Raw genomic sequence first — 11,982 nt, forward strand, 5'->3', positions numbered from 1 at the left:
TCATTGATTATTTTCTTCTAATTCTTCCAGTTCTAAACTAAGATTTTCCCATTCTGTCAGCAACTCTTCCTGTTCAATTCGTTTCGTTTCTAATTCTTCATTTAAAGCCATTAGCTGCATATGGTCATCAACCAATGTTGGATCGCTCATTGATTGTTCAAGTTGGTTGATCGTTGTCTCAAGCGTTGTAAGGTTTTCTTCAATTTGTGTAATTTTGCGGTTTAAATTACGTAGGACTTTCTGTTGTTCTTTGTTTTGGTAAAAATCATTTTTAGGTTTTGCGGTTTCCGTATATTTAGTCGTAGACTCTTCAGCTAATAATGTCGCTAATTCTTCTTCTTCTTTTTTCTTTTCTAGATAATAATCGTAATCACCTAAATAGAGTTTACTGCCAGTTTCGGAAAGTTCAATGACTTTCGTTGCGATGCGATTAATGAAGTAACGGTCATGAGAAACAAATAAAAGTGTCCCTTCATAATCAATCAGAGCATTTTCTAAGACTTCTTTGTTATCGATATCTAAATGGTTGGTCGGTTCATCTAAAATTAAAAAGTTTTCTTTATCCATGGATAATTTTGCTAAAGCGACACGCGCTTTTTCACCACCACTTAAAAGTGGAATTGTTTTTTCTACATCATTACCACTAAATAAAAAGCTGCCTAAAATATTTCGTATATCTTTTTCAGGAGTTGTCGGATGTTCATCCCACAGTTCAGCTAATACGGTTTTTGTTCCATGTAAATCTGCTTGTTCTTGGTCATAATAACCGATCTGAACATTTGTTCCAATATTTGCTTCACCTTTAATGAAAGGAATCGTTCCGATAATCGATTTTAATAGCGTTGATTTACCAATTCCGTTAGGACCAACTAAAGCAATCGCTTCTTGGCGACGAATATCTAAAGAGACAGGTTCTGATAAAATATGAGCGTCATATCCAATTGCCGCATCTTCCACTTGTAAAACAACATTTCCAGACGCTTTTTCAATGGCGAATAGGAAATTAGCGGATTTTTCATCACCTTGGGGCCGATCTAAACGTTCTATTTTTTCTAAAGTTTTTCTTCGGCTTTGAGCTCGCTTAGTTGTTGATGCTCTGACTAAATTGCGGGCAACAAAATCTTCAAGTTTGTTGATTTCTGTTTGTTGCTTTTCATAAGCTTTCCACTCGCTAGTCAATTGTTCGGCTTTTAATTCTAAATATTTTGAATAATTTCCTTTATAATAACGCATTTTATGACGGCTGATTTCATATACTTCACTAACCACTTTATCTAAAAAGTATCGATCATGAGAGACGATCAAAAGCGCACCAGAATAACTCGGTAAGTAATTTTCTAACCAAGAAAGAGTATCAATATCTAAATGGTTGGTCGGTTCATCAAGAATCAAGATATCTGGTTTTTGTAATAGCATACGAGCTAAAGCTAAACGCGTTTTTTGACCACCCGATAAGGTACTGATCTGTTTTGAATAGAACTCTTCCTTAAAGCCAAAACCATGTAGGACGGAACGAATTTCATTTTCATAGCCGTAACCATTTTTTTCTGAAAAGTCATGTTGTAGTCGATCATATTCTTTCATTACGGCCTCATAATTTACAGCATCAGGCAGCAGTTCACTAATGATCAATTCTAGTTCACGCATTCGTTCTTCCATTGTGATTACATCAACAAAAGCTTCAAGCATTTCATCCCAAACCGTTTTATCAGAATCAAGTCCAGTATCTTGTGCAAGATAGCCTAAGCTAGCTGTTTTATTTTTTGCAATCGTACCGGCATCAGGTGCATCGATACCAGCGATTATTTTTAGTAGGGTAGATTTACCAGCGCCATTGCGGCCGACTAAAGCGATCCGACTATTGGTGCTAACCTCCATTTGTATGTTTTCAAACAAAGTATCTGCGCCAAAATAGCGGGCGATTTGGTTTGCTTGGAGTAAAATCATGGGACATCCTCATTTCTATTTCAATGCCTTTAGTGTAGCATAAATCGATCGAAAATAGCACCTATACAAATGATGGGGAGTGAAATTTATCTGGACAATTAAAGAAAGTTTGAAAAATTGTTCTTTTCTTGAGCTGTAAGATTGCTTTTTAACTAGAACAACTGCTATTATGAGAGATGGATATTTGTCTATATTTAGAGTATTGGAGGTACGATTGTGAAAGACCAAATTATTCCAAAAGCAACGGCTAGACGCCTTCCCCTATATTATCGTTATTTGAGAATCCTGCATGATGCAGGAAAAAATAAAGTGTCATCTACAGAGCTCAGTGATGCAGTGCAAGTAGATAGTGCAACGATTCGACGAGATTTTTCTTATTTCGGAGAATTAGGCAAACGTGGTTATGGTTATGATGTAGAGAATTTAATGAATTTCTTTGCAAAAACTTTGAATGATGATGAGCTAACCAATGTAGCTTTGATTGGTGTAGGGAACTTAGGAAGTGCCTTATTAAAGTATAAATTCCATCAAAGTAATAGTATTCGTGTGAGCTGCGCATTTGATGTCAATGATGATATTGTTGGCAGAATCGTAGATGGAATTCCAGTATATCCAATGACGGATATGATGGAGCAGATTCGTGTACAACAAATCGAAGTAGCTATTTTGACTTTACCAGCTAGAAAAGCCCAAGAAGTTGTAAGTCAGTTAGCAGATGCTGGTGTAAAAGGTATTTTAAACTTTACGGCTGCTAGATTAGTTGCTCCAACAGATGTTTTGATTCAAAACGTTGACTTAACAAACGAATTACAAACGTTGATTTACTTCTTGCATCATGACAATGAATTGGCGGATGCTGAAATCGAAGACGAAAAAGAATAATACAAACCCCCTATGTTTGCACATTGTTTAAAAGATGCAATCATAGGGGGTTTTTTATTTTGGTAGTTCAATATTTGCATAATGAAGCACAAGTTGAGCAATTACTACGAGCGTGTTCATGCCGCAGTGGGCAATGATCGAAGTCCAGATTTTACCAGTCATTTTATACAATAGAGCAAAAAAGAAGCCCATGAAAAAATAGACAAAAAAATGACCATCTTGATGGATAATTGAAAATAAAGAAGAACTAATGATCGCAGCAAACCAAAAGCCGGTGTAAGACTCTGTTAACCCGATCAGTGAACGGCGAAAAACAAATTCTTCCATAATTGGTCCACCAATCGTTGTAGCCAATATAAAGAGTGGATTAGCTAAAATTACGGCAATAATATTTTGGGTGTTTTGTGAACTAGGCTGAGCTCCCGTGATTGCTGTTTCAATACTAAAAACAATTGCTTGAATGATCATCGCTATAAATATCCCACTAAAACCAAGTAACATAGTGAAGACAGGTGAAGTTAGTTTGGCTTTCTCTTCCACTATAGTGACAGCTGTCTTTCTATTTTTAAAATACAACCAAATCATCAAAATTGCACCGAGAATATAGGTGAAGGTTGTGCCAGCAATTACGATATCTGCTGAAAATGGTTGAAATAAGTAAGGGGAAAAGAATACGAGTCCGTATAAAAGAATCGTGATCAGACTAATTTTTTTTAGCGATAAATTAGTAGACATAAAATAAAAAACTCCTTTCATCATTTGTAGCCTAAAAAAATATACCATAATGGAACCTTTTATTTCTTATGATTATTGCGATAGCCTAGCAATAGGAAGATAAATACGAAAAAAAAGGCTGCTTCCCATAAAGTAGTGGTCCAATCAAAACGCCTAGTGACACCAAAAAAGAAGTTACCAACATTGGCAATGATCAAATAAAGACCAGTAGCAATCAAAGCTCCTGTGATTCGTTGTTTCATTTCAATCGCCTCGCTTTCTATTCTTATTTTACCATGAAATGAATGAGAACAAAGAATTATAATGAGTTTGTAAAAAAATAGTTTGTAGAAATGATTTGAGATTGGTGAAAAAGAAAGAATTATTTTTAAAAGTTAGTCAAAAGACTTGCAAAATGAAAGTGAAATGAGTATTATAAATAGTGTGAGTTAGCACTCGATAACTAAGAGTGCTAAAAAAGATAAATATTTTTTATGGAGGGATTTATTGTGTTAAAACCATTAAGCGATCGCGTCGTTATTGAAGTCGCGAAAGAAGAAGAAAAAACAGTAGGTGGTATCGTCTTAGCATCAGCAGCTCAAGAAAAGCCCCAAACAGGAAACGTTATCGCAGTAGGTGAAGGCCGTGTACTAGAAAACGGTACAAAAGTTCCTGCCGATGTAAAAGTAGGCGACACAGTGATGTTTGAAAAATATTCTGGTACAGAAGTAAAATATGAAGGTAATGACTATTTGATCGTTTCAGGTAAAGACATCATTGCAATCGTTGAATAAACTGTTTAACGCATAAAAAAACATTTAAATAAAAAAATAAAACTTTTGAGGTGAAGGAATTATGGCAAAAGAAATCAAATTTGCAGAAGATGCACGTGCAGCGATGCTTCGTGGAGTAGATATTTTAGCGGATACAGTAAAAGTAACATTAGGTCCTAAAGGCCGTAACGTTGTTTTAGAAAAATCTTTTGGTTCACCACTAATTACAAATGACGGTGTAACAATTGCTAAAGAAATCGAATTAGAAGATCATTTTGAAAATATGGGTGCTAAATTGGTTTCAGAAGTTGCATCTAAAACAAATGATATCGCAGGAGATGGAACAACAACAGCTACGGTATTAACGCAAGCAATCGTTCGTGAAGGATTAAAGAACGTAACTGCGGGTGCTAATCCATTAGGTATCCGTCGAGGCATCGAATTGGCAACAAAAACAGCTGTTGAAGAATTACACAATATCTCAACAGTCGTAGATTCGAAAGAAGCAATCGCACAAGTTGCAGCTGTTTCATCTGGTGATGAGCGCGTTGGTCAATTAATTGCGGATGCAATGGAAAAAGTAGGCAACGACGGTGTCATCACGATCGAAGAATCTAAAGGAATCGAAACAGAATTAGATGTCGTTGAAGGTATGCAATTTGACCGTGGCTACTTATCACAATACATGGTAACGGATAACGATAAAATGGAAGCTGTTCTAGAAAATCCATATATCTTGATCACAGATAAAAAAATCTCTAATATACAAGATATTTTACCGTTATTGGAACAAATTTTACAACAAAGTCGTCCATTATTGATCATCGCTGATGACGTTGACGGTGAAGCTTTACCTACGTTAGTGTTAAATAAAATTCGTGGAACATTTAACGTTGTTGCAGTGAAAGCTCCTGGTTTTGGCGATCGTCGTAAAGCGATGCTTGAAGATATTGCAATTCTAACAGGCGGAACTGTGATTACAGATGATTTAGGTTTAGAATTAAAAGATACAACGATTGAAAATCTTGGAAATGCAAGCAAAGTGGTTGTTGATAAAGACAATACGACAATTGTAGAAGGTTCAGGTGAAAAAGCTGGAATCGATGCACGTATTCAATTAATTAAAAATCAAATCGCTGAAACAACATCTGATTTTGATCGTGAAAAATTACAAGAACGTTTAGCTAAATTAGCTGGCGGTGTGGCAGTGGTTAAAGTCGGTGCTGCGACAGAAACTGAATTAAAAGAATTAAAATTACGTATCGAAGATGCATTGAATGCAACTCGTGCCGCAGTAGAAGAAGGAATGGTTTCTGGTGGTGGTACTGCTCTAGTCAACGTAATCGGCAAAGTTGCTGCATTAGAAGCTGAAGGTGATGTAGCAACAGGTGTGAAAATTGTTATCCGTGCCTTAGAAGAACCAATCCGTCAAATTGCAGAAAATGCTGGCTACGAAGGTTCAGTAATTGTCGATAAATTAAAAAATATTGATTTAGGAATTGGCTTCAATGCTGCGAACGGTGAATGGGTAAACATGGTTGAAGCAGGAATCGTTGACCCAACTAAAGTAACGCGTTCAGCATTACAAAATGCGGCTTCTGTTTCAGCTTTACTATTAACGACAGAAGCAGTTGTTGCTGATAAACCTGAACCAGCAGGAGCAAGTATGCCTCCAATGGATCCATCAATGGGTATGGGCGGCATGATGTAAGAATGAATGAAGAACCTTGATATTTCAAGGTTCTTTTTTTATTAAATAGGATTTTTAGAAAGTTCCAAAGAAATATTTTTTAATTAGATTAGACAGTTTTATTTTAGTAACATAGAGCGTAAAGATACATGAAAATCATTTTTCTCTATGTTTAGTTTATTCTATTTCATTAGTATTGTGTATTACCAGAGTTTGAAGTAACAATGGTACTTATGTTTTAGTTTTTCTAGAGCATTAGAAGTTTTTGAACGCTCTATTAATCAATGTTGTTGAGAAATATGTTTTTTATACCGTATCTTATTCAAATCAATTTTTGAAACTTGAATTTCTGGTTAGTTTAATATTTCTAAAACGATAATTTTATTAGTTACAAATATAAATATGATGTGACATTGAATATTCTATTCATTTCTCTAATTTTTATATGGCGGAAGCTATTAAGTAGCTATCATACTTCAACTAATATGATCAAACCTTACTTTTAGAATTCAGCTCAAAAGTCAGTAGAATTAACTTAATTTCACAAAAAGGAATCGCACATTTTACATTAATCCCTTAGCTAAGTAAAATTTCCTAAGCATTTTTTAAAAGGATATCGCCGTTAGAATATTTTTTTCTTTATTTTCCACTTGACTAATCGTAAGAAAGAGCGCGAGACAAAACCAAAGGTCAGTTTTGCTTCGCGCTCTAAATCTGAATAAACGGCGAGAAAAAAGCAGCTGTATTGGAAATAAACTTTTCTTCTCGGGCTCTTTTGTATGCTTAAATCAATTCATCTTAAGCGCAATCAAAAACTGCTGAATAGTAAGCAAAACCAACAAATGAACTGGATAAAACCAATAAAAAAAGTATTTCCACTGTCTGCCACGTTGATCATTGTAAAAATAGATAGGTACAAAAGCCAGTGGTCCAAACCAGCTATTCTGTAAAAGAATCAACCCTCCTAAAATACAGTTGAATAAAGTTGAGTCTCGAAATAGATAGAGACTCACAATCAGTAAAACACCAATCCAACCACCGTAATCTGTCCGTAACCACTCAGCCAAAAAAATACCCACCAAAATCAATAGAGGAGCACAAAAATACTTGATTTTTGTGAGTGTTCGTAATTTTTCTAATCCAATAATAACAATCAAGCCAATTAATAAGGTGAAAAATACATTCTGATTCTCCAAATCAATAAAGCGATGTGAAAAAGCTAAATCATAAGGTATCTCGGAAACTAACGCAAATAAAAACAAACGTAATGCATATTTTTTAACATTTGAAGTATGGATAAAGCCTTCTACGAGTAAAAAACAGAATAGTGGAAATGCTAATCTTCCAAATAAGATAAATAAAGGAACTAGCCGTTGACTGATTTCTACTAGCTTATTAGGTTCCGTTCCATATGGAACAGCTAATGTTAGCGAAGGTTGAAAAGAAATAATTTTTGCTGCGTGGTCAAGCAGCATGGCAAAAACGGCAAGCCATTTTAATTGACTACCTGAAAAAAAAGCTCTTGATTCCAATAATCGTACTCCTTTTAGTAAGTTATATAGATACATTATTTTACCATATTATCTCTAGAATTAGACTTAAATGAAAAGGAATAGTTTTTTTGCTTGAATTTATAATTAGGAAAGGGATCATTATAGAAGTAGTAGATTTTTAGGTAATGAGATGAAATTCAGAAGAAGTTGTCCAAAATAGTTTTTTTCTTTTTTTAAAAAGATATAATTTATATTAAATGGTGAAAAAAATACGATATATTGTTATAATGAGATTATTGCTGAGTAGTAAAATTTTTTCTTGAATGTAGCAGTTATAAGAAAATATAAATCTAATAAATGTTAACCGTAATATAATTTAGACTACTAGTCCATTCTATATCAAAGTAAGGAAGCAGTCTATAATTAAAATATCTTTTTTTTATCATATTTTTCAATAAAACGAGAAAAAATTGAGAATAATTAAAGGGGATTTTATGGAAATGCTTAGCTGTAGTTTGTTTTAATTGAAAATATCAAATTTTAATTTAGTATCATCTTTTATTATAAACAGGGAATGGTAGTTACCTAGACATAAAAAATAGATTTATATTTTTAAGCCGTCAAATAAGCCGTCAATTTTTTGGGAAAGGGTGTCATGTAGTGAGTAGAAAAGGGGAAAACATCTATAAAAGAAAGGATGGCCGTTGGGAAGGCCGATATATGAAAGCGAGAAATGAGTACGGAAAAATTGTTTACGGCTATATTTATGGGAAACGTTATAAATATGTAAAAGAAAGATTAGCTGAATTGAAAGTTCAATACTCTTTTACTCACAAGAACATTCACATATACGAAGGTACGGTTCAAGATTGGCTAAATCATTGGTTAAATGTACTGATGCGTAAAAAAATTAAGTTGTCTACTTATTCGAGTTATCGTTTGCGTATGGATAAATATATTATTCCGTTTCTAGGAAAAAAACAATTGACTCATTTAAATAGTAGGGAGGTTGAGGAATTCGTTAATTATTTAACTCTTTTAAATTTATCAGCTTCAACCGTCCATTCTATTGTAACCGTATTGAAAAGTGCTATGAATAAAGCAGTAGTTGAAAATTATATTATTTCTAATCCATGTAACAACTTGTCGTTACCGACAACTGCAATAAACGAGATCTCTGTTCTAACGATGAAAGAACAAGATAGATTAGAGAAAGTCGCTTTAAAGGAAGAAAACTGTTCAGCTGTCATTTTAGCTTTGTATACTGGTCTAAGAATCGGAGAAATCAGCGGCTTAAAATGGACGGATATAGACTTTGATAAAAATATTATCTATGTAAGAAGAACGCTCTATAGAATTCAGAATACAACGAATAGCAAAAAAACAGAAGTTATTATGGCAGAACCTAAAACAAAAAGTTCGAAGCGATCGATCCCATTAGCAAAAAATTTAAAAAATTATCTATTAGAAAAACAAAACAATGATTCTTCTGAATATGTAATTTTCTGTAAAAATAGTTATGCTGAACCACGAGTTATTAGTTATCGATTTAGAAAAAATATAGAAGAAGCTGGTATTAGAAACATTCATTTTCATGTTTTACGGCATACTTTCGCTACACGATGTGTGGAGCAAGGCATTGATATTGCTACCCTAAGTAAACTTATGGGACATGCTTCTATAAAACTGACCTTAGATACATACACAGATTCTCTTTGGGAAAATAGAAAAGCTGCTGTTTCAGTTATTGATAGTAAATTGGGCCTGTAGTTCCGTCGTAGTGGACTAATAAAAAGTACTTGAAAAAACTAATTTTTAGTTTTCTCAGGTACTTTTTTTATTTTAAAGCAAAAATATACTGGAAAAGATAGCGTTGAAATGAACTTTTAAGCCGTCATAAAATGGTCAATAAAAGTAACTAATGTTTGTAAATAAGCAAAATTAGTGTGTTTTCTTATAACTGCTACATTCAAGAAAAACAGTTGGGTCAACTATCCTATTTTTGATAGACCGTCGATGTCTATTTACAAGACCTTAATGAATAGACTTACAACTATTATAATCGTAAATCAGAAATTTCCATACTCTAAAGACTTCAAATAAATAGAAGTAATGATCAAAAAGAAAAATTCAGCCGCAAGCATAGACAAATGATGATAGAGGAGGGCATCAATAATGTACAAAATTGGGTACATATCACTTAACAACGAATTAGGTGAGCAGTATAAGAAAGAGTTGAAATCACTTCAATGCCATATTGAAATGATCGATAAAGAAAGAACCACTCAACTGTTTGCAAATAATAATAATCTATTACAGCAACTAGATACTTTAATTATTGAAGATTATAACTTAAACAATCTCAATTGGGTTTGTGAATTGATCATGTCTATACGGAAACAAACAACACTACCACTTTGGATCATCGCCTCATCAGAAAAAGCTAATCGAACGAAACGAATTGTTTATTTGCAACTAGGGGCAGATGGCATTATTGATCATGGTCAAGATATGGATGAATCGTTGCTGATGATGAGAAACTTACTAAAACGTTTTAAACAAAGGGAGAATAAACAAGACATTGTTGAACCATCATTAATCAATGGAGTTGCTGATTTTAAATTGGTACCTCAAAACTTAAGTGTCTGTGTTGAGAATGGAAAAGAAGTCAATTTAACGAAATTAGAGTTTCTTACAATCGAATACTTACATAAACATGCTCGTAAAACAAAGACATATGAAGAAATCTATCAAAATGTTTGGAACGATACGTATCAAAATCGAAAGTATCGGGTATCCAATTTAGTATTTCATTTAAGACAAAAACTTGAACTTGATATTGATAAACCGAAATATATCAAAACGATCCGATCAAAAGGCTATATGTTGAATATTTAGCCACTGAAAAAATAAAAGACTGAGAATCGGCTGATGGAACACAGGCTCAGTAAAAATATAGAAACCACTTGATTTTTAACGAAACGGGAGGAAAAGACATGCTTGTATATTTGATTTCAGTCAAAAAAATCATTTGCGAAACTGGTTAGGAATATGAGTAAGTAAATCATGACTCGTTTTCTGGAAAGGAGGGGAGTAAAAAGTTTCGACAAACACACACTTTAGGAGGAAAAAGAATTGAAAAAAACACAAGTATTAAAAAGAAGTCTACTAACATTAGCTGCAACTGTTGCATTAGGTGCAGTAGTGTTAGCAGTACCAGCTCCATTTTCAGGAGAATCAATCGTGGCTTATGCAGCTGAAGGGACAGCTGAAGTATCAACGATTGACGAATTTGATGCAGCGTTGAAAAATCCAACAATCACTGTGATCAACGTAAACCAAAGTATCCAATTTAAAAAGAACATTACTAATATTCCAAATCGCGACTTAACAATCAATGGTAATGCAGATAAAGGAGTAGTAATCAATTCAGCCCACAACTCAATTTATGGTAAACAAAATACTAAAGGCAAAAACCTTGTTACCATCACAAATGCTAACATCGTTGGTGCTGATAGCGACGGCCGTTTCTTCACTGGTGGAGCTGGTAACGGACCTTCAAGCTACGGCTGGGATGTTTTAGCAACAAATGTGACATATACAGGTGCTCGTTTCGTTCACCTTAGTGAAGGTAAATTAACATTTGATGGCACAAATACAATCACAACTCGTGCTGAAAATGCGTGGGTTCATGATCTTGAATTTAAAGCAGGCTCTACTTACAACGGAATTGCTGCAAATAAAGATCACGGTCAATTCTCAGCATTCTACTTCAATGGTGCCTTGATCAAAGGAAAAGCAACTGGAGAAGCGATTATTGGTGATAATGCTAATGTAAATGTAAAAATTGGACCACAAAGTAATGTGAATCACTATTACCCAGTATTTTACGACAAAGTTCAAAAAGTGGATGTAGGTACTGGTGCAACTTTTGATGTTGATGCTGCAGGTGTTGCATTCCAATTTATTCCGCGTGCTGACTATGTAAATAAAGTACCAACGTTGAATTTAGCTTCAAGAAGTAAAGTGAAATTCAATGGTCGTGGAGGCGGAAACTACTCAACAATGAAATTACAGTATTATGGAACAGTCGTAAACGTAGATCGTGCAGCTGAATTAGTTGTTACTGGTGACAGCTCAAAATCAGTTATCGAAAGTGAATATAAAGGTGCTGTAATCAATTTAAATGCGCCAAGAAACTTCGAAGTAGCGAATAAACGTGCAAATTCAAAATTATTCTATGCCACTAATACAACTATCAATGGTACAAATGTTGGTCGTATCTCAACTTGGGGTCAATTAGGTGGAGATTATACAACTCCTGCTACAGAAACATTTAGAGGCGGTCAAGAATTTGCAGTGAACTTTGGTAAAATTTGCAACAGCAAAACGTTATCAGTTACTGGTAGTTTAACAGGTGATCAAGAATTCAAACTTGAAAATTATGGGAAACTTACTTTAGCTGGTGGAAGCATCTAAGCTT

10 protein-coding genes are annotated in these 11,982 nt (G+C 34.1%); 6 read left to right on the forward strand and 4 right to left on the reverse strand.

Features of this window, described 5'->3' with window-relative positions; all coding sequences use genetic code 11:
* Nucleotides 1–1,947 carry an ABC-F family ATP-binding cassette domain-containing protein gene (locus BCR24_RS06660; protein WP_069639779.1) on the reverse strand — a complete coding sequence of 649 codons (1,947 nt, stop codon included), beginning with the start codon at nucleotides 1,945–1,947 and terminating at the stop codon, nucleotides 1–3.
* 216 nt (nucleotides 1,948–2,163) lie between these two features.
* Here BCR24_RS06660 and BCR24_RS06665 point away from each other — a divergent pair, with 216 nt between their 5' ends.
* On the forward strand, nucleotides 2,164–2,829 hold the full coding sequence (locus tag BCR24_RS06665) for a redox-sensing transcriptional repressor Rex (RefSeq protein WP_069639780.1): 666 nt from the start codon (nucleotides 2,164–2,166) through the stop codon (nucleotides 2,827–2,829).
* 54 nt (nucleotides 2,830–2,883) lie between these two features.
* Here the strand turns inward: BCR24_RS06665 and BCR24_RS06670 are convergent, their stop codons facing one another.
* Both BCR24_RS06670 and BCR24_RS06675 read right to left on the reverse strand, forming a co-directional pair.
* Nucleotides 2,884–3,564, reverse strand: a complete 681-nt coding sequence (locus tag BCR24_RS06670) for a CPBP family intramembrane glutamic endopeptidase (RefSeq protein WP_069639781.1) — start codon at nucleotides 3,562–3,564, stop codon at nucleotides 2,884–2,886.
* Between the two features lie 59 nt (nucleotides 3,565–3,623).
* Nucleotides 3,624–3,806: a hypothetical protein gene (locus BCR24_RS06675; protein WP_069639782.1), complete on the reverse strand. Its 183-nt coding sequence runs from the start codon at nucleotides 3,804–3,806 to the stop codon at nucleotides 3,624–3,626.
* A gap of 246 nt (nucleotides 3,807–4,052) precedes the next feature.
* Here BCR24_RS06675 and groES point away from each other — a divergent pair, with 246 nt between their 5' ends.
* Nucleotides 4,053–4,337, forward strand: a complete 285-nt coding sequence (gene groES, locus BCR24_RS06680; RefSeq protein WP_069639783.1) for a co-chaperone GroES — start codon at nucleotides 4,053–4,055, stop codon at nucleotides 4,335–4,337.
* Between the two features lie 61 nt (nucleotides 4,338–4,398).
* A complete protein-coding gene (groL, locus tag BCR24_RS06685) occupies nucleotides 4,399–6,027 on the forward strand; it encodes a chaperonin GroEL (RefSeq protein ID WP_069639784.1) in 1,629 nt (542 codons plus the stop codon).
* Between the two features lie 767 nt (nucleotides 6,028–6,794).
* On the opposite strand, the gene BCR24_RS06690 is transcribed toward groL, so the two are convergent.
* Nucleotides 6,795–7,538, reverse strand: coding sequence for a TraX family protein (locus tag BCR24_RS06690; RefSeq protein WP_083244336.1), 744 nt, complete (start codon nucleotides 7,536–7,538; stop codon nucleotides 6,795–6,797).
* 621 nt (nucleotides 7,539–8,159) lie between these two features.
* Here BCR24_RS06690 and BCR24_RS06695 point away from each other — a divergent pair.
* The 3 genes from BCR24_RS06695 to BCR24_RS06705 all read left to right on the forward strand — a co-directional run bounded on the left by BCR24_RS06695 (nucleotide 8,160) and on the right by BCR24_RS06705 (nucleotide 11,978).
* Nucleotides 8,160–9,269 carry a tyrosine-type recombinase/integrase gene (locus BCR24_RS06695; RefSeq protein ID WP_069639786.1) on the forward strand — a complete coding sequence of 370 codons (1,110 nt, stop codon included), beginning with the start codon at nucleotides 8,160–8,162 and terminating at the stop codon, nucleotides 9,267–9,269.
* 405 nt (nucleotides 9,270–9,674) lie between these two features.
* Nucleotides 9,675–10,397: a winged helix-turn-helix domain-containing protein gene (locus tag BCR24_RS06700; RefSeq protein WP_069639787.1), complete on the forward strand. Its 723-nt coding sequence runs from the start codon at nucleotides 9,675–9,677 to the stop codon at nucleotides 10,395–10,397.
* A gap of 237 nt (nucleotides 10,398–10,634) precedes the next feature.
* Nucleotides 10,635–11,978, forward strand: coding sequence for a pectate lyase-like adhesive domain-containing protein (locus BCR24_RS06705; protein WP_069639788.1), 1,344 nt, complete (start codon nucleotides 10,635–10,637; stop codon nucleotides 11,976–11,978).
* The last annotated feature ends 4 nt before the right edge of the window (nucleotides 11,979–11,982 follow it).

Source organism: Enterococcus ureilyticus (assembly GCF_001730315.1).
GTDB lineage: Bacteria > Bacillota > Bacilli > Lactobacillales > Enterococcaceae > Enterococcus_L > Enterococcus_L ureilyticus.